At 68.8% G+C, this 22,742-nt stretch carries 21 protein-coding genes and 1 pseudogene; 9 read left to right on the forward strand and 13 right to left on the reverse strand.

Annotated elements, in window-relative coordinates; all coding sequences use genetic code 11:
- Positions 1 to 19 precede the first annotated feature (19 nt).
- Complete coding sequence (sugE, locus tag BM133_RS13265) at positions 20 to 340, forward strand: quaternary ammonium compound efflux SMR transporter SugE (protein ID WP_093434289.1); 321 nt, start codon at positions 20 to 22, stop codon at positions 338 to 340.
- A gap of 15 nt (positions 341 to 355) precedes the next feature.
- Here sugE and BM133_RS13270 read toward each other — a convergent pair whose 3' ends face one another.
- From BM133_RS13270 to BM133_RS13280, 3 genes are read right to left on the reverse strand one after another with little or no spacing between them, the layout of a single operon-like run.
- Positions 356 to 1,342, reverse strand: coding sequence for a tripartite tricarboxylate transporter substrate binding protein (locus BM133_RS13270; RefSeq protein ID WP_093434290.1), 987 nt, complete (start codon positions 1,340 to 1,342; stop codon positions 356 to 358).
- Between the two features lie 38 nt (positions 1,343 to 1,380).
- On the reverse strand, positions 1,381 to 2,589 hold the full coding sequence (locus BM133_RS13275) for a CaiB/BaiF CoA transferase family protein (protein ID WP_093434292.1): 1,209 nt from the start codon (positions 2,587 to 2,589) through the stop codon (positions 1,381 to 1,383).
- On the reverse strand, positions 2,586 to 3,542 hold the full coding sequence (locus tag BM133_RS13280; RefSeq protein ID WP_093434293.1) for a hydroxymethylglutaryl-CoA lyase: 957 nt from the start codon (positions 3,540 to 3,542) through the stop codon (positions 2,586 to 2,588). Before BM133_RS13280 ends, BM133_RS13275 begins: the two co-directional genes overlap by 4 nt.
- A gap of 109 nt (positions 3,543 to 3,651) precedes the next feature.
- Between BM133_RS13280 and BM133_RS13285 the strand changes: the two genes are divergently transcribed.
- The 3 genes and pseudogenes from BM133_RS13285 to BM133_RS13295 all read left to right on the forward strand — a co-directional run bounded on the left by BM133_RS13285 (position 3,652) and on the right by BM133_RS13295 (position 6,296).
- Positions 3,652 to 4,569 (forward strand): LysR family transcriptional regulator, encoded by a 918-nt coding sequence (locus BM133_RS13285; protein ID WP_093434295.1) that lies wholly within the window; start codon positions 3,652 to 3,654, stop codon positions 4,567 to 4,569.
- Between the two features lie 120 nt (positions 4,570 to 4,689).
- A pseudogene (locus BM133_RS13290) lies at positions 4,690 to 5,583 on the forward strand (MBL fold metallo-hydrolase); the annotation flags it as partial.
- Positions 5,577 to 6,296, forward strand: coding sequence for a DsbA family protein (locus BM133_RS13295; protein WP_093434298.1), 720 nt, complete (start codon positions 5,577 to 5,579; stop codon positions 6,294 to 6,296). The pseudogene BM133_RS13290 and the gene BM133_RS13295, both read left to right, overlap by 7 nt.
- Positions 6,297 to 6,303: 7 nt before the next feature.
- On the opposite strand, the gene BM133_RS13300 is transcribed toward BM133_RS13295, so the two are convergent.
- The 9 genes from BM133_RS13300 to BM133_RS13340 form a co-directional block, all read right to left on the reverse strand.
- The gene (locus BM133_RS13300; RefSeq protein ID WP_093434299.1) at positions 6,304 to 8,004 is read right to left on the reverse strand and encodes a tannase/feruloyl esterase family alpha/beta hydrolase; all 1,701 of its coding nucleotides are present in this window, start codon (positions 8,002 to 8,004) and stop codon (positions 6,304 to 6,306) included.
- 36 nt (positions 8,005 to 8,040) lie between these two features.
- Positions 8,041 to 8,766 (reverse strand): ABC transporter ATP-binding protein, encoded by a 726-nt coding sequence (locus tag BM133_RS13305; RefSeq protein ID WP_093434301.1) that lies wholly within the window; start codon positions 8,764 to 8,766, stop codon positions 8,041 to 8,043.
- A complete protein-coding gene (locus tag BM133_RS13310; protein WP_093434302.1) occupies positions 8,759 to 9,541 on the reverse strand; it encodes an ABC transporter ATP-binding protein in 783 nt (260 codons plus the stop codon). The genes BM133_RS13305 and BM133_RS13310 overlap by 8 nt, the downstream gene beginning before the upstream one ends.
- Positions 9,538 to 10,539 (reverse strand): branched-chain amino acid ABC transporter permease, encoded by a 1,002-nt coding sequence (locus tag BM133_RS13315; RefSeq protein ID WP_093434304.1) that lies wholly within the window; start codon positions 10,537 to 10,539, stop codon positions 9,538 to 9,540. The genes BM133_RS13310 and BM133_RS13315 overlap by 4 nt, the downstream gene beginning before the upstream one ends.
- A gap of 1 nt (position 10,540) precedes the next feature.
- Positions 10,541 to 11,413 (reverse strand): branched-chain amino acid ABC transporter permease, encoded by an 873-nt coding sequence (locus BM133_RS13320; protein ID WP_093434305.1) that lies wholly within the window; start codon positions 11,411 to 11,413, stop codon positions 10,541 to 10,543.
- Between the two features lie 80 nt (positions 11,414 to 11,493).
- On the reverse strand, positions 11,494 to 12,681 hold the full coding sequence (locus BM133_RS13325) for an ABC transporter substrate-binding protein (protein ID WP_093434307.1): 1,188 nt from the start codon (positions 12,679 to 12,681) through the stop codon (positions 11,494 to 11,496).
- A gap of 151 nt (positions 12,682 to 12,832) precedes the next feature.
- Complete coding sequence (locus BM133_RS13330) at positions 12,833 to 13,819, reverse strand: PDR/VanB family oxidoreductase (protein WP_093434308.1); 987 nt, start codon at positions 13,817 to 13,819, stop codon at positions 12,833 to 12,835.
- 33 nt (positions 13,820 to 13,852) lie between these two features.
- Entirely contained in the window at positions 13,853 to 14,626 is a 774-nt protein-coding gene (locus BM133_RS13335; RefSeq protein WP_093434310.1) for a GntR family transcriptional regulator, read from the reverse strand.
- Positions 14,623 to 15,732 (reverse strand): aromatic ring-hydroxylating dioxygenase subunit alpha, encoded by a 1,110-nt coding sequence (locus tag BM133_RS13340; protein WP_093434311.1) that lies wholly within the window; start codon positions 15,730 to 15,732, stop codon positions 14,623 to 14,625. Before BM133_RS13340 ends, BM133_RS13335 begins: the two co-directional genes overlap by 4 nt.
- Before the next feature lie 147 nt (positions 15,733 to 15,879).
- Here BM133_RS13340 and BM133_RS13345 point away from each other — a divergent pair, with 147 nt between their 5' ends.
- The 3 genes from BM133_RS13345 to BM133_RS13355 are packed head-to-tail and all read left to right on the forward strand — an operon-like array spanning position 15,880 to position 19,114.
- Positions 15,880 to 17,001, forward strand: a complete 1,122-nt coding sequence (locus BM133_RS13345; protein ID WP_093434313.1) for a 5-methyltetrahydropteroyltriglutamate--homocysteine S-methyltransferase — start codon at positions 15,880 to 15,882, stop codon at positions 16,999 to 17,001.
- A 27-nt stretch (positions 17,002 to 17,028) separates the two neighbouring features.
- A complete protein-coding gene (locus BM133_RS13350) occupies positions 17,029 to 17,700 on the forward strand; it encodes a glutathione S-transferase family protein (RefSeq protein ID WP_093434314.1) in 672 nt (223 codons plus the stop codon).
- A gap of 34 nt (positions 17,701 to 17,734) precedes the next feature.
- Positions 17,735 to 19,114, forward strand: a complete 1,380-nt coding sequence (locus tag BM133_RS13355) for a phospholipase D-like domain-containing protein (protein ID WP_093434316.1) — start codon at positions 17,735 to 17,737, stop codon at positions 19,112 to 19,114.
- On the opposite strand, the gene BM133_RS13360 is transcribed toward BM133_RS13355, so the two are convergent.
- The gene (locus BM133_RS13360) at positions 19,092 to 19,787 is read right to left on the reverse strand and encodes a TetR/AcrR family transcriptional regulator (RefSeq protein ID WP_093434317.1); all 696 of its coding nucleotides are present in this window, start codon (positions 19,785 to 19,787) and stop codon (positions 19,092 to 19,094) included. The genes BM133_RS13355 and BM133_RS13360 overlap by 23 nt on opposite strands.
- A 100-nt stretch (positions 19,788 to 19,887) precedes the next feature.
- Between BM133_RS13360 and BM133_RS13365 the strand changes: the two genes are divergently transcribed.
- Positions 19,888 to 20,901 carry an HlyD family secretion protein gene (locus BM133_RS13365; protein WP_093435312.1) on the forward strand — a complete coding sequence of 338 codons (1,014 nt, stop codon included), beginning with the start codon at positions 19,888 to 19,890 and terminating at the stop codon, positions 20,899 to 20,901.
- On the forward strand, positions 20,901 to 22,703 hold the full coding sequence (locus tag BM133_RS13370) for an ATP-binding cassette domain-containing protein (RefSeq protein WP_093434319.1): 1,803 nt from the start codon (positions 20,901 to 20,903) through the stop codon (positions 22,701 to 22,703). The genes BM133_RS13365 and BM133_RS13370 overlap by 1 nt, the downstream gene beginning before the upstream one ends.
- Positions 22,704 to 22,742: the final 39 nt, after the last annotated feature.

Genomic DNA, 22,742 nt, shown 5'->3' on the forward strand with positions numbered 1-22,742 from the left:
TTTTCATCGAGGAGCGCGCATGGCCTGGGTCGTATTGCTGGTGGCTGGTCTGCTTGAAGTGGGATGGGCCATCGGCCTCAAGTACACCGAAGGATTCACGAAGTTATGGCCCTCGGTCGGCACCGCCATCTCGATGGTGCTGAGCGTCGTGCTGCTGGGCTGGGCGATGCGCTCGCTGCCCGTGGGCACGGCCTACGCGGTGTGGACCGGCATCGGCGCCGTGGGCACGGTGATCCTGGGCATCGTGCTGTTCCACGAGCCGGCCAACGCGGCGCGGCTGGCCTGCGTGGGGCTGATCGTGGCGGGCATCCTGGGGCTCAAGCTCACGAGCCCGGCCTGACCTCAGCCGGGCCCATCACTCCAGCACCACGTTCGCCTTCTTCACGAGCGCCGCATAGCGCGCGGCCTCGGTGCGGAAGTAGCTCGCGGCCTCTTCGGCCGAGGTGGGCTTGATGACGTTGCCCTGCCTGTCCATCGCCTCGTGCACCTCGGCGCTGGTGTAGGCGGCCACCACCGCATCGTGCACGCGCTTGATGTCGGCCGCCTGCATCTTCGGCGGGCCGATCACCGCGAACCAGCCTTCGACCGCGTAGTTCGGCAGGCCCTGCTCCGCGATGGTCGGAATGTCCGGCGCGGCCGGCGAGCGCGCCGGTCCGCAGATGCCGATGGCGCGCAGCGCGCCGCTCTTGATGTGTTGCTGCACGGCGGGCAGCGCGACCACGCCGATCTCCACCTGCCCCGCCATCATGTCGGTCACCATCGGGCCGGTGCCTTTATATGGAATGTGCCGCGCCTTCACGCCGGCCTCGTCCATGAACATCTCGCCCGCGAGGTGAATGATGGTGCCGTTGCCCGACGAGGCGTAGTTGTAGCCCTCGGGCTTCGCGCGCAAGAGCGCCACCAGCTCCTTCACGTTCCTGGCGGGCAGCTTCGGGTTCACCATCAGCACCAGCGGCGTCGCGCCGACCACGCTGATGGGCGTGACGTCGGCGATCGCGTCGAACGGCATCTTCTTGAACACGCTCGGGTTGATGACGTGGTTGTTGGACACCATGCCCAGCGTGAGCCCGTCGGGCGCCGCCTTGACGATGGCCGCGGTGCCGGTGATGCCGCCCGCGCCCGGCATGTTCTCGATCACCACGGGCTGGCCGAAGGCCTTGCCCAGCGCCATCGAGGCGGCACGCACGATGTTGTCCACGCCGGAGCCCGCGCTGATCGGCAGGATGAAGCGGATCGGTTTGTCGGAGCCCTGCGCCAATGCCGGACAGGCCGCCAGCGCAGCGGCGCCAGCGCCCAAGCCCAGCATCGCGCGGCGCGTCATCGGAAGAATGTTCGTGGTCATGGTCTTGTCTCTCTTTATGTTTTGAAGAATCGCCGGCCTCAGCTCACGGCCGCGTCGGCATGCATCGCATCCACCTGCGCGTCGTCGTAGCCCAGTTCGGCCAGCAGTTCGCGCGTGTGCTCGCCGAGCGTCGGCGGATGCAGGCGCACGCCAAGGCGCTCGCCGCCGAGCGTGATCGGGAACAGCGTCGTCTGCGCCATCTGCCCTGCGCGCTCGCCGTCCGGCAGGCGGATGTCCGCCAGGCCCCCGGTGGCCTTCAGGTGCGGATCGGCGTACAGGTCCTCGGGCCGCGTGATCGGCGCGAACGGCAGGCCCCGCGCCTCGAAGATCGCAGAGAGTTCGGCCGCCGAACGGTCGGCCAGGCGCACGCGCAGGTCCGCCAGCAGCGTGGGGCGCAGGCGTACGCGGTCGTTGTTGGTTCGCAGGGCCGGGTCGGCCTTCAGGTCGCCGAAGCCCAGCGCGTCGCAGAACACCGTCCACTGCGCGTCGCTCACCGCGGCCAGGAAGATCTGCTCGCCGTCCTTCACGGTGAACACGTCGTACAGCGCCCAGGCCGAGATGCGCTCGGGCATCGGCGCGGCCGCCTGCCCCGTGATCGCGTACTGCAGCATGTGCTGGCCGACCAGGAACACGTTGTTCTCGAAGAGGGCCGACTGCACCTCCTGCCCCTTGCCGGTTTCTGCGCGCTGCATCAGCGCGGCGATGGCGCCGATGGCGCCGAACATGCCGCCCATGATGTCGTTCACGCTCGTGCCCGCGCGCAGCGGATCGCCCGGGCGGCCGGTCATGTAGGCCAGCCCGCCCATCATCTGCACCACCTCGTCGAGCGCTGTGCGGTGCTCGTACGGGCCGGGCAGGAAGCCCGTGTGGTTCACATACACCAGGCGCGGATTGAGCTTGCCGAGCGCGGCGTAGCCCAGGCCGTACTTGTCCATCGTGCCGGGCCGGAAGTTCTGCGCCACCACGTCGGCGGTGGCGCACAGGCGCAGCGCCGCCTCCAGCCCCTGCGGATGGCGCAGGTCGAGCGCGATGCTCTTCTTGTTGCGGTTGAACATGGGGAAAAAGCCCGCGCCCGCGCCCAGCAGGTGCCGCGTGCGGTCGCCCTCGATCGGCTCGACCTTGATGACTTCCGCGCCCAGGTCGGCCAGCACCATGCCGCAGGTCGGCCCCATGACCATGTGCGTGAACTCGACCACGCGGATGCCCGCGAGCGGCAGGCGCTTTGGCTCGGTTGCTGCAGCGTTCATGCGGCCACCTCTTCGGCCGCAGCGGCCGGCACGAAGGTCTTCGGAAAGCCCGCGCGCCACACCGTGCCCTGCAGCGTCTCGCCATCGAGCCAGTTGGCCACGCGCTGGCGCAGGTCCAGCAATTTCGGAAGATCGACGCCGGTCGAGACACCCATGCTCTCCAGCATGAAGACCAGGTCTTCGGTGTCGACATTGCCACTGGCGCCCGGCGCATGCGGGCAGCCGCCGATGCCCGCGAGGCACGCATCGAATCGCGTGATGCCGACCTCCAGCGCCGCATATGCATTCGCGAGCCCGAGGCCGCGCGTGTCGTGGAAATGGCCGCACCAGAGCCGGTCGCCGGCGATGCGCAACGCGCGCTCGAACAGGCTGCGCACCATCGCCGGATCGGCGTAGCCCACCGTATCGGCCAAGCTCACGCGGTCGGCGCCCGCATCGAGCAGCGCCTGCATCAGGCGCAGCACTTCGTCGGGCGCGACATGGCCCTGGATCGTGCAGCCGAACGCGGTCCCCACGCCGCCGTCGATCAGCGTCCTGGAGCCCGCTGCATCGCGCGCGGCGCGCATGCGGCCGACCTCGGCCACCACCTCGTCGGGCGTCTTGCGCAGGTTGGCGAGGCTGTGCGCGTGGCTCGCCGACAGCGGCACCATCATCAGGTCGGCCTCGCCCGCGATGGCGCGCTCCGCGCCCCTGAGGTTGGGCACGAGCACCGAGGCAAAAAGCCCCGGCAGCGTCTTCGCGTAGGCCAGCAGTTCGGCCGTGTCGGCCAGCTGCGGCAAGAGGTGCGCCGGCACGAAGGAGCCGACCTCGATCTCGCGCTGACCGGCCGCGTGCGCGTCGCGGATCCATTCGAGCTTGCGTGCGGTGGGCAGGACGCGGGCGATGCTCTGGAGCCCGTCGCGCAGCCCCACTTCGCGGACGACCGCGCGGGGCGGCAGGAAGGCGTGAATCAAGTCGTTGTCTCTGTCGTTGGGGGTAAGGCGTCGATGTTAGAAGTTCCGATTCGGTCCAGAAGGTATATTTTGGAAGCCATCTGATTCCAAAACGGAACATCACAACACCATGAGAGATCTCGACCTCACCACGCTGCGCCTGTTCGTCGCCGTCTGCGAAACCCGCAGCATCGCGCGCGCCGGCGAGCAGGCCAGCATCGTCGGCTCGGCGATCAGCAAGCGCCTCGCACAGCTGGAGGACACCGTCGGCACGCCGCTCCTGCTGCGCAAGCGCCGTGGCGTGGTGCCGACCCCGGCCGGCGAGACCTTGCTGGAACATGCGCGCGCCATGCTCGGCAGTGCGAACCGCATCGAGCGCGACATGGCCTCCTACGCCGGTGGCGCGCGCGGGCATGTGCGCATCCTGGCCTCGGCCTCCGTCATGGCCGAGTCGCTGGCCGAGGACGTGGCCAATTTCCTGAAGAACCCCGCGCACCGCGACATCCGCGTGGACATGGAAGAGCGCGTGAGCCCCGAGATCGTGCGCGGCATCCGCGAGGGCAGCGCCTCCATCGGCCTGTGCTGGGACGCCGCCGACCTGCAAGGGCTGGAGCGGCGCGACTACCGCTCGGACCACCTGGCCATCGTCGCGCACCCGACGCACCCCGTGGCCCGCCACGCGCAAGTGCGCTTCGAGCAAGTGCTCGGCCACGAGTTCGTCGGCATGCCCGCGCTGAGCGCCGTGCAGCTGATGCTGGCGCGCGAGGCGGCCGTCGCGGGAAAGCCGCTCGTGTACCGCGTGCTGGTGACCAACTTCGACGCGGCGCTGCGCGTGGTGCGCGCCGGGCTCGCGATCAGCGTGGTGCCGGCGGAAGTCGCGCGGCCTTTTGCCGATGCCTTCGGCCTGCGCCTGATGCCGCTCACGGACGCCTGGGCGCGCCGGCGGTTCGCGATCTGCTTTCGCGGGGAAGCGGCGCTGTCGGCGTCGGCGCAGCTGCTGGTCGCGCACCTCGAAAGGTGCGCCACCGACCGCGCAGAAGACACCTGATTCGTCCGATAACAGAAACGATCCATTGCCGTGGCGGTGGTTTTTGTTTCGTTTCCTGCAACCTAACATTCGGTCTGTTCACGCTGTCACGCATCACTCCACCGACCGAAAGCCATCGCCATGTTCCGCAGAGTCCTTATTTCCGCCGCAGCCCTTTCCGCCACACTGGCCCTCGCACCGCTGGCCGCCCACGCCGCGCAGCCGCTCAAGCTGGACGTCTACAACCCCGGCGCCCAATCGATGTTCCCGGTGTCGTCCGAACTCATCACCGGCCAGACCGATGCGGTGCTGATCGACGCCCAGTTCCAGCGCAACGACGCGCAGGCGCTGGTGCAGAAGATCAAGGCCAGCGGCAAGAAGCTCACCACCGTCTACATCAGCCACAGCGACCCCGACTTCTACTTCGGCCTCGACGTGATCCAGGCGGCCTTCCCCGACGCGAAGATCGTCGCCACGCCGCAGACCGTGGCCGCGATCCAGGCCTCCAAGGACGGCAAGCTCGCGCACTGGGGCCCGATCCTGAAGGACAACGCGCCCAAGGCGGTGGTCGTGCCCGAGCCGCTGGTGGGCGACAGCCTCACGCTCGAAGGCCGCAAGATCCAGATCGTCGGGCTCGACGGCCCCACGCCCGACCACACCGTCGCGTGGATTCCGTCGCTGAAGGCCGTGGTCGGCGGCATCCCGGTGTGGGCCAACAGCCACGTGTGGACCGCCGATACACAAACGCCCGCCTCGCGCCGCGACTGGGCGAGGACGCTGGGCCGCATCGAAGCGCTGCATCCCAAGACCGTGGTGCCGGGCCACTACTTGCCGAATGCCGATGGCAGCGCGCCCCACTCGCCGGCTTCGGTGAAGTTCACGCGCAGCTACCTGCAGGCCTTCGAGACCGAAGCCGCGAAAGCCAAGGACTCCACCGCGCTCATCGCCGCGATGAAGAAGCACTACCCGAAGCTGGAAGGCACCTCGTTGCTGGAACTCGGTGCCAAGGTCATCAAGGGAGAAATGAAATGGCCGCAGTGAACGATGGCGGCACCGCCACACTGCACTACGTCTTCGATCCGCTGTGCGGCTGGTGCTACGCCGCCGCGCCGCTGATCGATGCGGCGCGCGGTGTGCCGGGCCTGAAGGTCGAATTCCACGGCGGCGGCATGATGACCGGCGCCAACCGCCGCGCGATCTCGCCGCAGTGGCGCGAGTACGTGATGCCGCATGACCGGCGCATCGCCGAACTCACGGGCCAGCCGTTCGGCGAGGCCTACTTCGAGGGACTGCTGCGGGATACGGGCGCGGTGATGGACTCCGAACCGCCGACCACCGCGGTGCTCGCGGCCGAGGTGCTGCGCGAAGGCGGAGGGCTCGACATGGTCCATCGCCTGCAGCGCGCCCACTACGTCGAAGGCCGGCGCATCGCCGATGCGGATGTGCTCGCCGCAGTGGCTGTCGAACTTGGCTTCGATGCCGAGGCTTTCGCATCGGCCGTCGCGCGCCTGTCCGGCGACGCGACCTCGCAGCACATCGCCGCAAGCCGCCAGTTGCTGCAGCGCTCGGGCGGCCAGGGTTTCCCGACCTTCGTGCTGACGCAACCCGACGGCCTCGCAGGCCGCATCGACATCGGTCCCTGGCTCGGTCGCGCGGACGAATGGAAGGCACAACTCGCCACGCTGGCCGCGCCGCCGCAATCCGCAGCAACGCCCGCCGCGTGCGGCCCCGACGGCTGCGCGATCTAGGCTCGCGCTACCTGGCGCACTGGAAGCTCGCCGCCTGCGACGCATCGCCGCTCACGTAGCGCGGCCACAGCGGCCACTCGCACAGCGGACGTGCGCGGATGGTCTTGAACGGCGGCTGCACCTCCTGCTCGGCGAGTTGCAGACCAGCCGGCGCACGGCCGCGCTCGACCCAGTCGGCCAGCGCGCCGAGCATGTCGACATTCGCGGGCGCGCCGCTGCCCACATGGTCCACGCCGGGCGCAGTGTAGAGACGCATGAAGCGGTCCACGTTGTCGCGCCCCATGCGCGCCACCACCGACTCGTGGTAGCGGATGCCGGCGAACGGGCTCTGCGCGTAGTCGGCCATGTGCTCCAGCATCAAGAGCTTGCCGCCGCGCGCGTTGAAGGCGGCGAGGTCGGGGTTGGTCGAATCCATCAGCTGCGACACGGTCGCGATGCGCGCCGCGAAATCTTCCGCGCGGTAGCTGCGCACATCGAGCGATGGATTGCGCGCATAGAAATACTGCAGCGCCCCGCTGCCGTAGAACCACGCGATGCCGTTGCTCGGCTGCGGCGGCACCGTCGGCGCGGCGGTGCCTGTCCACCATGCGTTCCAGCCGCCCATCGAGGCGAACGCCGGCGTGCCCTCGCCGCCGATGCCCCAGCCCGGGTACTCGGTCACGCCGTTGGCCAAGGGCACGGGCGCACGCCACGGCGAGCGCAGCATGCGCACCGCCTGCACCTGTGCATCGTTCAGGCAGTTGTCGCCGCTCGTGCCCGCCGCGCAGCGCAGGCTGGCCGGATCGAAGCGCTGCAGGCACGCCACCGGGTTCGACACGATGCGGTCCGCCACGCCGTCCGCGGCATCGCATGACGCGAGCACCGCGTTGTGCACCAGCTGCACCTGCGCGGGCCGCAGCCACCCCTCGCCGAAGGTGGCGATGCCGTTGCGCGTGCCCGCGTGCTGCAGCCCGGTCCAGTTGATCACCGGCACGCGGCTGAAGATGCCGTCGAAATCCTGCGGATAGCGCTGCGCCATCGTGAGCGCCTCGCGCCCGCCTTCGGAGCTGCCCATGAAGTACAGCTTCTGCGGCGCCTGGCCGTAGGCGCGCTGCATCAGTGCCACGGCCGCGTCGCGTACCTTCTTGTACGACGCGTGCGCAAAGTTCGCAAGCGCCTCGTCGTTGAGCGCAAACGCCTGCGGCGGCTGGCCCTGCACGTTCTGGTGGCCGGAGTCGGTGCCGTAGGTCACGTAGCCCTGTGCGAGCGGCGTCGGCTGGTCGAAGCGGCCGGCGGGCACCAGCGACAAGCCGGTGATCAGCACGCCATTGAAGCCACCGCCGCCGTACTGCACGCTGCGCCCGTTCCATGCGAGCGGGAGGTTGACCTGGAACAGGATCGGCGGCGCGCTCGCGTCGAGCGGCGCGATGCGGCCCAGCACCCTGCAGTGCGCGGGCGTCACCGGCGTGATGCGCGCCGCGGGGCTGGGCCCGCGCTCGGCGACCGCCAGCGGGGATGCGGCCACGAGGGTCGCCGAGTCGATGGTCGCGGCGCCGCTCGGCAGGCCGATCGCAGCGGAGGCGATCGGCGCAACGAGGGCCGCGCACGATGTGGCCGGGTCTCCGCCGAGCGTAAGGCTCCGCGGCCCGGTGGGGGTGCCGCACGCGGCGAGCAACGCGGCGGCCGCCAGCATGGCGCCCCCGCAAAACACTGTCTTCGGGGTCGCCATCTGTCTGTCTCCTTGTTGTTCGCCGTGCCGCTACCGCTACCGCGCCACGCCCAGCAGCCTCTCGAGCACCTGCGGCTGGCTGCGCAGTGCCGCCGCGCTGTCGGTGTGCACGATGGTGCCGTGGTCGAGCACCACCGCGTGGTCGGAGATCGCGAGGATCGCCTGCGGGTGCTGCTCCACGATGATCGCGGCCAGCCCTTCGTCCTGCGTGATGCGGCGGATGGCGCGCAAGAGCTCTTCCACGATGATCGGCGCGAGGCCTTCGAGCGGCTCGTCCAGCAGCAGCAGCTTGGGGTTCAGCACCAGCGCGCGGCCCACGGCCAGCATCTGCTGCTCGCCGCCCGAGAGCTGCGTGCCCAGATTCGTCTTGCGCTCCGCAAGGCGCGGGAACATCTCGTACACGCGCTGCGGGTTCCAGGGATTGGAAGTCCCTCCGAGCCTGCCCGGCCGCTCCACCGCGGTGAGGTTCTCGTGCACCGTGAGCGACTTGAAGATGTTGCGCTCCTGCGGCACCCAGCCGATGCCGGCCGCCGCGCGCTGGTGCGGCGCGAGCTTGTGCAGGGCCTGCCCACCGAGCGCGATGGTGCCGCCGTGCTGGCGCGTGGCCCCTGCCAGCGTGTTGATCAGCGTCGTCTTGCCCGTGCCGTTGCGGCCCAGCAGCGCGAGCGTCTGGCCTTCGCCGAGCGCGAACGCCACGTCGTGCAGTACCACGGCCTCGCCGTAGCCAGCGCTCAGGTTGTCGATGCGCAGCAGCTCAGACATGGGCGTTCTCCGTTCCAGTGCCATGACCCAGATAGACCTCCTTGACCTTCGGATCGTTGGCGATGGTCTCGGGGTCGCCCTCGGTCAGGAGCGTGCCGTTGACCAGCACCGTCATGCGGTCGGCAAAGCTGAACACCAGGTCCATGTCGTGCTCGATCAGCAGCACCGACACATCGGCCGGCAGCGCGGCCACGGTCTGCAGCAGCTCTTCGCGCTCGCCGGCAGGTACGCCCGCCACGGGCTCGTCGAGCAGCAGCACGCGCGGCTCGCAGGCGAGCGCGATGGCGATCTCCAGCAGGCGGCGCTTGCCGTAGGCCATGAATTTCGTCTGCTGCTTTGCAACGTCCGCCAGGTGGAACTGCTCCAGCAGTTGCCCTGCCCGCTCCGCGATGCCCTTGGTGCCGCCGAGCGGCCGCCACCATTGCGCGGCGATGCCCTTTTGCTGCGACACCACGAGCGCCAGCGTCTCCAGCGGCGTCATCGAGTCGAACAGCTGGTTGATCTGGAAGGTGCGCACCAGCCCGCGCGCCACGCGCTTGTGCGGCGCGAGCGTGGTGATGTCTTCGCCCAGCAGCGCGATGCGGCCTTCGGTCGGCGTGAGCACGCCCGTCAGCAGGTTGATCAGCGTGGTCTTGCCCGCGCCGTTCGGGCCGATCAGCGCATGGCGCGCGCCGCGCTTCAATTCCATCGTGACGTTGTTGGTGGCCGTGATGCCGCCGAAGCGCATCACCAGTCCTTGCGTCGAAAGCACGGTCTCGGCGGTGGTGGTGGTCATGCCGCACCGCCTTTCTTCTTGCCCATGCCGAACCACGTCCACGGCTTGAGCAGGCGGTCGCGCCCCACGAGCACCAGCAGCACGAGGATGAGGCCGATCCAGAACATCCAGTACTGCGGCGTCACGGCCGAGAGCCAGTTCTGCAGCAGCTTGAAGACGATGGCGCCCGCGACGCCGCCATAGAGCCAGCCCACGCCGCCGATCACCAGCATCAGCAGCACGTCGGCCGAGCGGTCGAAGGCCAGCACGTCGAGCGAGGCGAAGCCGGTGGTCTGCGCGAGCAGCGCGCCTGCCGCACCGGCGATGCCGGCCGCCACGGTGTAGATGACCGCGAGCCGCGACACCACCGGAATGCCGATGGCCATCGCGCGCAGCCGGTTGTCGCGGATTGCCTTCAACGTCGCGCCGAACGGCGAATGCACCAGCCGGCGCATCACCAGGAACAGCACCAGCATCACCGCGAGCGAATACCAGGCGGCCGTGCGGCCGTACAGGTCGAACTCGAAGAGGCCCAGCACCGGTCCCATCACCACGCCCTGCAGGCCGTCGGCGCCGCCGGTGAGCCAGTCGAGCTTGTTGGCCAGTTCGAGCAAGAGGAGCGCGGTGCCGAGCGTGACCATCAGCCGAGTGAGGTCGCTGCCGCGCAGGATCGTCACGCTGGCCACGAGGCCGAGCAGCGCCGAGAGCACGGTCGCGAACACCAGCCCGACGGTCGGGTCCGGCATCACGAGCTTGGCGAACAGCGCCGCCGCATACGCGCCGAAGCCGAAGAAGGCGGCATGGCCCAGCGAGACGATGCCGGCGTAGCCGAGGATCAGGTCGAGCGACATCGCGAACAGCGCGACGATGGCGATCTCGTTGACCAGCAGCGAATGCGAGGGCACCACCAGCGGCAGCGCGAAGGCCACGGCCCAGACCACGAACTCCCAGGGCCGCCAGCGCGCGGTGCGCAGCAGGGCTGATTCATAGGTCAATGGAGAAGAAGAAGGCGCGCTCATCTCAACGCCCTCCCTTGCGCGTGAACAGCCCTTGCGGCCGCCACATCAGGATCATGATCATCAGCAGGTAGACGGTGAACGCGCCCATCTTCGGAATGAAGTACTTGCCCGCCACGTCGGCAATGCCCAGCAGCAGCGCGGCCGCGAGCGGCCCGGTGATCGACGAGGTGCCGCCGACCGACACCACGATCAGGAAATAGATCATGTACTTGAGCGGAAAGGTCGGATCGAGCCCGAGGATCTCCGCACCCAGCGCGCCGCCCAGCCCCGCGAGGCCAGAGCCGACGGCGAAGGTCAGCAGGAACACGATGTTCACGTTGATGCCCAGGCCCGCGGCCACGCGCGGGTCGTCGACCGCGGCGCGCAGCCGGCTGCCGAAGCGCGTCTTCGAGAGGATGAGCTGCAGCACGACGGTGAGCACCGCGCACACGCCGATGATGAAGAGCCGGTAGTGCCCCATGCCCAGCAGCAGCGCGCCGTCGCCGATCTCGGTGCGGCCGCGCAGCCACTCGGGCAGTTGCACGTTCTGCTGCGACGAGCCCACGAAGTAGTCGATGGCGGCCACCGCCATGAACGCGAGGCCGATGGAAAAGAGCACTTGGTCCAGGTGCGGCTTGCCGTACATCGGCCGGTAGAGCGTGCGTTCGAGCAATGCCCCGGCGAGTGCAACGACGATGAACGCGAACGGCAGGCAGGCCAGGAACGGCATGCCGAGCTTCTGCATCGCGAACACGGTGAGGTAGCCCCCCGCCATGGCGAAGGCGCCGTGCGCGAGGTTGATGAAATTCATCAACCCGAGCGTCACGGCCAGCCCGACGGCGAGAACGAAGAGCAGCATGCCGTAGGCGATGCCGTCGAAAAGAATGGTGAGCATGAGATTTCTGACAGCCGTTCGAGCTGAGCCTCCGACAAGCTCAGGCCGAACGGACGGGGTTGTCCGAACGGCCTGGAGCCTTACTTGGCTTTACCGGGGTCCTTCACGCCCTTGATGACATCGAACTCGACGTTGTAGAGCTGCCCGTCCTTCTTCTCGACCTTGCGCAGGTACACGTCCTGCACGATGTCGCGCGTTTGCGCATCGATCAGCACCTGGCCGCGCGGGCTCTCGAAGACCTGGCCCTTCATGGCCGCCAGCAGCGCCTCGCCGCCGCCCTGGCCCTTGGTGGTCTTGAGCGCTTCGTAGATCACGCGCATGCCGTCATAGCCGCCGACGGCCATGAAGTTGGGGCGCATCTTCGGGTTGGCCTTCTGGAAGGCCTCGACGAACTTCTTGTTCGCGGCCGAAGGGTGCGCGGCCGAGTAGTGGTGCGAGGTGACCACGCCCAGCGCGCCGTCGCCCATGTCGTTCAGCTGGTCGTCATCGGTCACGTCGCCGGTGGCGATCATGCGGATGCCGGCCTTGTCCATGCCGCGTTCCAGGAACTGCTTCATCACCGCCGCGCCCGCGCCCGAGGGCACGAAGACGAACAGCGCATCGGGCTTGGCATCGCGCACCTTCTGCAGGAACGGCGCGAAGTCGGGGTTGCGCAGCGGCACGCGGAGTTTTTCGATCACCTTGCCGCCGTTGAGCTGGAAGCGCTCGCTGAAGAACTTCTCGGCGTCGTTGCCGGGGCCGTAGTCGGCCACCAGCGTGACCACCGACTTCACGCCGTTCTTCGGCGCCCAGTCACCCATGGCGACCGACACCTGCGGCAGCGTGAAGCTCGAACGGATGATGTAGGGCGAAGCTTCGGTGATGCTGGAGGTGGCCGCGGCCATCACCACTTCAGGCGTCTTCGACTGGGTGGCGATCGGCGCCACGGCCAGCGCCAGCGGCGTCAGGCCGAAGCCTGCCAGCACGTTGACCTTGTCGTTCACCACCAGCTCCTGCGCGAGGCGCTTGGTCACGTCGGGCAGGCCGGTGTCGTCCTTGACGATCAGCTCGACCTTCTTGCCGGCCACGGTGTCGCCGTTCTGCGCCATGTACAGGCGCGCAGCGGCTTCGATCTGGCGGCCGGTGGAGGCCGACTGGCCCGTCATCGGGAGGATCAGGCCGATCTTGAACTTGTTGTTGTCCTGGGCGCTGGCGAAGGGCGCCGCGAGTGCGGCGGAGAGCGCAATTGCCGAGAGGCTCGCGGTCTGGATGAGATGACGTCTTTGCATGAGGTTTTCCTTGGAGGGACGGAATGCGAAACCGGGCTATTTTCAACACTTTGCAACATTCGGCGGAGCAGGCAATCACCTAGCCGGCCCCTCCGGCGGGCCTTTGTTGCGCGATCAACAAATGAACTGCGCGATGATCGCGCAAGGCGCTTCAGCTGTCGGCGCGGTAGGCGGAATCGAGCGTGAGCGTACCCACGGCGCGTGACACGCAGGCGCAGATGCGGGTGGCCGATTGCTTTTCGTGCGCGCTCAGGAACACGTCGCGGTGATCGACTTCGCCCTCGACCGCGAGCACGTCCATGACGCACAGGCCGCACTCGCCGCGCTTGCAGTCCCAGAGGGTCTGCACGCCGGCCGCGTCGAGCGCTTCGAGCAGGGTGCAGTCGGCCGGCACAGTGATCGCCAGGTCGTGCCGGGGAATGCGCACCGTGAAGGCCTGCGTCGCCAGCCGGCCGCTGCTGCCGAAGGTTTCGAAGCGCAGGTCGGCCGGGGCGCGGCCGGCCGCTTCCCAGGCGCGCTTGACGGCTTCGAGCATGGGCACCGGGCCGCAGGTGTAGAGCTGGCCGCCGGGCGGCAGTTCGGCGATGGCGGCGGCGAAGTCGATGGGGGCCGCGCCTTCATGCGCGACGACGCCTTCGCCCAGCGCTTCTTGCAGGTGCGCGAGGTAACCGAACTCGCCGGCGTGGCGCGCGCCATAGAGCATCTTCACCGGCACACCGCTGCGCTGCGCATGCGCGCCCAGGCGCTGCGCCATCAACACCAGCGGCGTGATGCCGATGCCGCCTGCCACCAGCAGATAGCCGGGCGCGGAGAGGTCGAGCGGAAAGTGGTTCTGCGGCGCGCTCACCTGCAGGCGGTCGCCGGGTGCCAGTTGCCACATGGCCAGCGAGCCGCCCCGGCCGTCGTCCAGGCGCTTGACCGCGATGCGCCAGCACTGGCCATCGCCCTCGCCGACCAGCGAGTACGAACGCGTCTGCAGCCTGCCCTGCGCCGTCATCACCTGCACCTGCAGGTGGGCGCCGGGTTCATGCGGCGCGGCAAAGCCCGACTCGGGCCGGAGCTCGAACTCGCGCACCGTGGGGGTCACGTCGCGCAGCGCAACCACCTGCGCCTGCATCCATTGAAGATCGCTTTTCATCGGGGAACACCAACAAGAAAAAAGAGAAGTCGATCAGCCGCGGCGGCGGATCAGCTGCACGCCGGGGAGCGCGCGCTGCTCGGCGGTCGGCGTGCCGTGCAGCGCCTCGCGCAGGTTGCGCCGCGCGATGCGGCTGTGCTCGCGCATCAGCGCCTCGGCGCGCGAGCCCTCGCCGGATTCGATGGCGTCGAGCACCTGCAGGTGCTGGTCCTGCGCGATCACGAGCATGTCGCGCGCGGCCGGCGAATTGGCCTGCACGATGACGAAGCCCGAGGGCGAGGCGAACGGCAGGTTGACCACGCGTTCGAGCTGCTGCGCGATGACCGGGCTGCCGGCCATCTCGCACAGCAGCGCATGGAATTTCTCGTTGTGCGTCACGTAGCGCGAGAACGCCGCGTCGTCGAGTGCGGGCTCGCGCAGCAATTCGTCGATGCGCGCGAGACACGCGCGGGCTTCGCGCAGCACGACCGGCGCCGCGCCGCGTTCGGCCGCGAGCCGGGCGACCAGCCCTTCGAGCGTGCCGCGCAGCTCGATGGCGTCGGCCACGTCGCGCTCGGAAAAAGTACGCACCGCGTAGCCGCCATTGGGCAGGGCTTCGAGCAGGCCTTCCTGTTCGAGCCGCATCAGCGCGCTGCGCACCGGGGTGCGCGAGACGCCGAGCTGTTCGGAGATGGCGACTTCGGCAATGCGCGCGCCGCCAGGCAGTTCGCCCGCGAGGATCATTTCGCGCAGTCGCAACTGCGCTTTCACGGCCTGCGAGCTGCCGGTGTCGCCGGGCTCGATGGGGGAAACCACCGTGGCCTTCATGCGGCCTGCTTCTCTTCGACGGGACGGATCGGGATCGCGGCGCGCGCGGGCTTTTCCTTCTCGACCATGCGATCGATCAGCCGGCGCGCCCACATCGAACCGGCGTCGATGTTGAGGTTGTAGAACTGGTGGTCGGGGTGTTCGTCCATCGCCTTCTGCTGCGCTTCGAGCACGAGTTCGTCTTCGCGGAAGATGCCGGCCACGCCCTCGCGCAGCTCGTGCGTGAGGCGCTGTTCGCCGATGCAGTAGTTGCGTGCGAAGGCCCAGAAGTACAGGCACGTCTTGTCGGTCTCGGGCGTGATGGTGTTGAGCACGTAGCCGTTGACGCCCTTGCTGCGGTCGCCGGCGTTGTCGCCGTTCGGCACCGCGCCGCTGCCCGCCTCGGCCACGCCCACGTCGATGTTCACCGTGCACGGGCCTTCGAAACGAATGATCTGCCAGCGGTCGACCTTGCCCGTGTAGCCGCGTGCGTGGCGGATCTGGCCGCCCCAGAACGGCGGTGCGTCGATGTCTTCCATCCAGCGCGTGACGGTGGCCGAGCGGTCGCCGTGCGTGGCGACGAACGGCGCCTCGGCCACCTCGCGGTTGCCGATGGAAGAGCCGTGCACGAAGGTCTCGTGCGTCAGGTCCATGAGGTTGTCGACCACGAGCCGGTAGTCGCAATTGACCCGGATCATCTTGCCGTCGCCGGCCCAGGCGGGGTCGTCGTTCCAGTGCATGTCGGGCACGAGCGCGGGGTCGGCCTTGGCCGGGTCGCCGGGCCAGATCCAGACGAAGCGGTGCTTCTCGACCACCGGAAAGTTGCGCACGCACGCCGAGGGGTTGAGCGTTTCCTGGCTCGGCATGTGGGTGCAGCGGCCCTGGCTGTTGTAGACCAGGCCGTGATAGCCGCAGACCAGCTCGTCGCCTTCGAGGCGGCCGAGCGAGAGCGGCATCAGCCGGTGCCAGCAGGCGTCTTCGAGCGCGGCGACCTGGCCGTCGGTGCGGCGGAACATCACCAGCTTCTGGTTGCAGATGGTGCGCGGCAGCAGCGCGTGACGCACTTCGACGTCGTAGGCGGCGGCATACCAGGCGTTCAGTGGAAAGGAGGTCGTGGGCGTTTTCATGAATACCCAATGTATACAGAAATCAGGAAATATCCAGTTCAAAGCGCCTTGTTCGAGGGTAAACACCGATCATTGCGTATACAAACAAGCCATCGTTCAAGGCGCTAGGATGCTCCGTTCGTTATCAGCCACGACGGAGTTCACCCCATGTCCCAGCACGCCGCCCTGCCCGCCCGCTACGACCACGTCGGCAGTTTCCTGCGCCCCAAGTACCTGCTCGAAGCGCGCGAGCAGAAGGCCCAGGGCGAGATCACGCCCGAGCAATTGCGCACGGTCGAAGACAAGGCCATCACCGAGATCGTCCGCTTCCAGGAAGACATCGGCCTGAAAAGCATCACCGACGGCGAGTTCCGCCGCACCTACTTTCACATCGACTTCCTGGACCAGCTCGGCGGCGTGAAGACCGACATTCCGGTCACCATCCGCAAGCCCGACGGCACCGAGGAACTGGCGCCGCCCGCGATGCGCGTGATCGACAAGGTGCGCCACATCAAGGACATCCAGCTCGCCGATTTCCAGTACCTCAAGAGCCAGGTCTCCGCGGGCCGCACGCCCAAGGTGACCATCCCCTCGCCGACGATGCTGCACTTTCGCGGCGGCCGCGCCGGCATCAGCAAGGACGCGTACCCCGAGCTCGACCCGGTGTTCTACGACGACGTGGCCAAGGCCTACGGCGACGAACTGCGCTCGCTGGCCGCGGCCGGCTGCACCTACGTGCAGATGGACGACACCAACCTGGCCTACCTGTGCGACGAGCACATGCGCGAAGCCGCCCGCAAGCGCGGCGACGACCCGAACGAGCTGCCGCATCGCTACGCGGCCTTCATCAACAAGGTGGTCGCGCAAAAGCCGCCGGGCATGCTGCTCGCGATGCACCTGTGCCGCGGCAACTTCAAGAGCACGCACGCCGCGGCCGGCAACTACGAGCCGGTGGCCGAGGCGCTCCTGAAGGAGATGGACCTGGACGCCTACTTCATGGAATACGACGACGCCCGCTCGGGCGACTTCAAGCCGCTGCGCTACCTGCCCAAGGGCAAGACGGTGGTGCTGGGCCTCGTGACCACCAAGTTCGGCCAGATGGAAGACAAGGACGAGCTCAAGCGCCGCATCGAGGAGGCCGCCAAGTACGCGCCGCTCGAGCAGCTGGCGCTCTCGCCGCAGTGCGGCTTCTCCAGCACCGTGCACGGCAACAACATCGCGGTGGAAGCGCAGCGCAACAAGCTGCGCCTGGTGGTCGAGACCGCGCAGGAGGTCTGGGGCTCGACCTGACGCGCCATTTCTGGTGAAGTCGGGGGCATGACGACCACGACAAAGATCCTCTCCGGCCCCCTCAGCATGTTCGGCGCGAAGGTGCAGATCGCCGCGCTTGAAAAAGGCATTCCATTCGAGCTCACGATGGTGCCGTTCACCAAGGACGACGCCTACGAGCCCAAGCACCCCGACGTGCTGCGCATCAACCCCGTCAAGCAGCAGGTGCCGGTGCTGATCGACGGCGAGGTCGGGCTGTTCGACTCGACGCAGATCTTCGAGTACCTCGAAGACCGCTACCCCGCCCCTGCCCTGTGGCCCGAAGGCATTGCCGACCGGGCCCGGGCGCGGCAGCTGGAGCAGAAGGCCGACGAGGTGTTCTTTCCGAACGTCATCAAGCTCTTCGGCCTGCAGCACGACATGCAGAGCGCCCCGGCCGTCGCCGCGTGCGCCGGCTGCGCGCGCTTCTATGAAGAAATGGAAGGCCTGCTGGCCACGCGCGAGTACCTTGCGGGCCCGTACTCCTTCGCGGACATCGCCTTCTACATGGCCCACGTCTTCGCCGACCGCAAGGGCGCCGGCATGACCGATGCCACGCCGCGTCTGGTGGCCTGGCGGGACCGCGTTCGCGACCGGCCCGCGGTGCATGCGGTCGTCGATCCGATGATGAAGTTCCTCGCCTCCGAGGGCCGCGGCGTGCCCGCCTTCCTGCAACGCTGATCGGGTGCGGGCGCGCTGAGGCATCATTGCCCCCATGCCGAATACAGGGTTCGACTGGCTGCCCTCTGCCTCGCAGCATTTCCTCGTCGTCACTTTTGCGCTGCTTGTCTACGTATTGAGCACGCGCGCGCGCCGCGAGCAGCGCGCCCCCACCACCGCCATCGCCTGGGTGATGGGGCTGGTGCTGATGCCCTACCTGATCCTTCCGATGTACCTCCTGTTCGGCCAGCGCAAGCTGCGCCCGGCCGGCTCGCCGCGGCCGCCGCGCTCGGTGCCGCCGGGGCACTGGGCCGCCGACCTGATCGAGAGCTTCGGCCTCGCGCCGCCCGGGCGCTGCGCGGTGCGCCTGCATGCCGACGGCGAGGCCGCGCGCGAGGCGCTGTGGCAGGTGATCGACGGCGCGCGCGAACGCATCGACGTGTGCACCTTCATCATCGGCGACGACGCGCTCGGCCATGCGGTGATCGCGCGGCTCGCGCAGCGCTCGCGCGAGGGCATCAAGGTGCGCGTGCTGCTCGACGGCTTCGGCGCACTGTCGCTGCCGCGCCACCACTTCGACCTGTTGCGCGCGGCGGGCGGCGAGGTGGCGGTGTTCCGCCCCTTCTTCAGCCTGCGCCGCACCGGGCCGCGCAACCTGCGCAACCACCGCAAGTTCACCATCGCCGACGACGGCTGGCTCTGGTCGGGCGGACGCAACCTCGCGGGCGAGTACTTCACGGGCAACGCCAAGCACCCCGAGGCGTGGCGCGATCTCTCGTTCGACCTGCGCGGCAATGTGGCCGCCGCCGCGGCCCGCCAGTTCGACCACGACTGGAGCTCGGTGCGCTCGCGCAAGGCGCGCGCCATCACCTGCGACGACGTGCTCGAAGGCCCCGGCACCGCGATGGCCCAGTTCCTGCCGAGCGGCCCCGACCAGACCGAGGACACCGCGCACGCCCTCCTCATCGATGCGTGCTTTCGCGCCGAGCACCGCATCCTCGCGATCACGCCCTACTTCGTGCCCGGCGACGGCCTGCGCGATGCGCTGCGGCTCGCAGCGCGCCGCGGCGTGCAGGTGACGATCGCGATGCCCGCGCAATCGAACCACCGCCTGGCCGACTTCGTGCGCGCCCGCGCCATGCGCGACCTGGCGCGCGCGGGCGTGAGCTTTCGCATGCTGCCCTTCATGGCGCACGCCAAGGCGGTGGTGCTCGACCACGAGCTTGCGATGTGCGGCTCGATCAACCTGGACCTGCGCAGCCTGCTGCTGAACCACGAGGCGGCCGTGGTGTTCTACGGCCCGCACGAGATCGACTGGCTCGCCGAGTGGATCGACACCACGGCGTCGGCCGGCGAGCCCTATCGCGCGCGGCGCCCGGGCCTCGTGCGCGACGTGGCCGAGGGACTGCTGCTTACCGTCGCTTTCCAGCTGTAGCCGGCGGCGCGGCCGCCTTCGCTTCCTTCGCCACGGCATCGACGCCGGCGAGCACGTAGCGCATCAGGTCATCGGCCAGCGCCTTCGTGTCCTTCAGCGCCGGCAGCACCTTGTTGCCCAGGTCCTTGGGCGCGACCATCATCACGATGCATGGCAGCACCGTGAACAGCAGCGCGCGCTGCACCGAGGGATGGTCGTCGGGCAACGCCATGATCCCGCCGATCAGCCCGCGCAGCAGCTTGGCCTTGGGCAGCACCGCCCGCTTGATCATCACGGGCATCGCCGGCGACGGCGACAGGGCTTCGCGCAGCACCACGCGAAAGCCCCACGGCGCCTTGGGCTGGCTGCCCAGTTCGACCAGGTGCGTGAGAAAGGCGCGCAGCTTCAGGCGCGGATCGGTCGGCACGCTGGCCAGGCTGACCAGTTCGTCGACGCTCACCAACTGGCGGTGCGCCTCGATCAGCACGGCCTCGTAGAGCCCGTCGCGGCCGTTGAAGTGGTAGTTGATCGCGGCCATGTTGGTGCCGGCGCGCGTGCAGATTTCCTTGCTCGTGGCTTCGGCGAAGCCGCGTTCGGCGAACAGCTGGCCCGCGGTTTCGAGGATGTGCAGGCGGGTGGTGTTGCCGTCGGTGCGCTGCGCGCGCGCAGGAGGACTGGAAGAGCGGGTGGCCATGGGCCGAGGTTAATCGAATCGAAAAAATACTTCAAATTCAAATTTCAATTTGATAACATCCGGCCGCATGCCCATCCGGGAACCGGCAGGAAGCTCGACCATGAACAAGAAACCTCTCGTCGCCGTCGCCGTCATCGCCCTGGTCGCCGCGGCCGGCGGCTGGTGGTACTTCAACCGCTCGGCCACGCCCTCCGACCAGCTCGTGCTCTACGGCAACGTCGACGTGCGCCAGGTCTCGCTGGCCTTCAACGCCAACGACCGCGTGGCCGAACTTGCGGTGCGCGAAGGCGACCACGTCCGGGCCGGGCAACTGCTCGGCAAGCTGGACACCCGCACGCTCGTGCTGCGCGTGGCGCAGTCGCAGGCGCGCATCGGCGTGCAGGAGCAGGCCCTGCTGCGCTTGAAGACCGGCAGCCGCCCTGAAGAAGTGGCCCAGGCCGGCGCGCAGGTGGCCGCCGCGCAGGCCGATGCCGACCTCGCCCAGCAGCAGCTCGCGCGCCTGCAGGGCATCAGCCAGACGACCGCCGGCCGCGCGGTGAGCCAGCAGGACCTGGACAGCGCGCAGGCCAGGCGCAAGGTCGCGCTCGCGCAACTCGACAACGCGCGCAAGGCGCAGCAGCTCGTCGTCACCGGCCCGCGCAAGGAAGACATCGCGCAGTCGCAGGCCCAGCTCGAATCGGCGCGCGCCGATCTCGCGCTCATGAACCACCAGCTCACCGAAGCCGAGCTGAAGGCGCCCATCGATGCCGTGGTGCGCGCCCGCCTGCTCGAACCCGGCGACATGGCCTCGCCGCAGCGCCCGGCCTTCACGCTCGCGATCACCGATCCCAAGTGGGTGCGCGCCTATGTGGCCGAGGCCGACCTCGGCCGCGTGAAGCCCGGCCAGGCCGCCAGCGTGACCACCGACAGCCAGCCCGGCGAGGCCATCGCCGGCAAGGTCGGCTACATCGCGTCGGTGGCCGAGTTCACGCCCAAGACCGTGCAGACCGAGGAGTTGCGCAGCAGCCTCCTCTACGAGATCCGCGTGATGGTCGACGACAAAGAGGACCGCCTCCGCCTGGGCATGCCGGCCACCGTGCGGCTGCAACTCGTCTCCCCCACCGGCAAGCCCTGATGTCCAGCACCGGGCCGGCGGTGGCCGGACGCTCCCTGCACAAGCGCTTCACGCTCAAGTCGTCGAGGCAACCCGTGCATGCGCTGGCCGGCGTATCGCTGTCGGTGCCCGCCGGCACGCTCACCGCACTGGTCGGCCCCGATGGCGCCGGCAAGACCACGCTGCTCAGGTTGATGGCCGGCCTCATGCGCGCCGACGAAGGCGAACTGCGCGTGCTCGGCATCGACGTGTCGGCCGACCCGCAGGCCGTGCAGGACCGCATCAGCTACATGCCGCAGCGCTTCGGCCTCTACGACGACCTGAGCGTGCAGGAGAACCTGGACCTCTACGCCGACCTGCACGGCGTGTCGAAGGACAAGCGCCGCGAGCGCTACGCCCGGCTGATGGAGATGACCGACCTCGGCCGCTTCACCGACCGCCCCGCGGGCAAGCTCTCGGGCGGCATGAAGCAGAAGCTGGGCCTGGCCTGCACGCTGGTGCGCTCGCCCGACCTGCTGCTGCTGGACGAGCCGACCGTGGGCGTCGATCCGCTCTCGCGGCGCGAGCTCTGGCAGATCGTGCAGCAGCTGGTGGACGACGAGAAGCTCTCGGTGATCGTCAGCACCGCCTACCTGGACGAAGCCGAACGCTGCAGCCACGTGTTCGTGCTGCGCGAGGGCAAGCTGCTGGCGGAAGGCACGCCGGCCGAGATCCGCGACCATGCAGAGGGCCTGTGCTTCATCGCCGCGCCGCCGCAAGGCGAGCCGCCGCGCCTGATGCAGGCCCGCCTGCTCGATGCGCAGCAGGACATCGTCGATGCCGTGCCGCAAGGCGGCCAGGTGCACTTCATCCGTCGCCCGGACACGGACGATGCGGCGCTTGCCACGCTGCTGGCCGGCGCACACGCAGAGCCGGTGCCGCCCCGGCTCGAAGACGGCTTCATGACGCTGCTGCGCACGCAGCAGACATCGGCGCCGAGCAGCGCGTCGGTCGCAACGGCCACCCCCGCCAAGGGCGACCCCGGCGAAGTCGTCATCGAAGTGAAGGACCTCGTGCGCCGCTTCGGCGATTTCGTCGCCGTGGCCAGCACCAGCTTCTCGGTGCGGCGCGGCGAGATCTTCGGCCTCCTCGGCCCCAACGGCGCAGGCAAGACCACCACCTTTCGCATGCTCTGCGGCCTCCTGCCCGCGAGCGGCGGCCAGTTGCGCGTGGCCGGCGTGGACCTGCGCCATGCGCGCGCGCAGGCCCGCCGGCGCATCGGCTACGTCTCGCAGAAGTTCGCGCTCTACGGCAACCTCTCGGTGCGCGAGAACCTCTCGTTCTTCGGCGGTGCCTACGGTCTGCGCGGGCAGCGGCTGCGCGACCGCATGGACACGGTGCTGCGCCAGTTCGACCTGGAACGCGAGATCGACACGCCCAGCGGCCAGTTGCCCGGCGGCTACCGGCAGCGCCTGGCCATGGCGACCGGCCTCTTGCACGAGCCCGAGATCCTGTTCCTGGACGAGCCCACGAGCGGCGCCGACCCGCTCGCGCGCCGCGAATTCTGGCGCCGCATCACCGCGCTGGCCGAGGGCGGCACCACCGTCGTCATCACCACGCACTTCATGGAAGAGGCCGAGTACTGCGACCGCATCGTGATCCAGGACGCAGGCAAGGTGCTCGCCATCGGCACGCCGCAGGAAGTGCGCACGCAGGCACTCGAGGGCGAAGAAGACGGGGGCCAGCGCATCGACATGGAGCAGGCCTTCATCGGCATCGTCGAGAAGGCACGGCGCAAGGGCAAGGAAGCTGCGGCGACGCAACCCGAAGGAGCGACGGCATGAGCGCCGCGCCGGGCCGCCCCAGGCAAGCGCGCACCGCAG

This window comes from Variovorax sp. 770b2 (genome assembly GCF_900115685.1).
In the GTDB taxonomy this organism is placed as follows: Bacteria; Pseudomonadota; Gammaproteobacteria; order Burkholderiales; family Burkholderiaceae_C; genus Variovorax.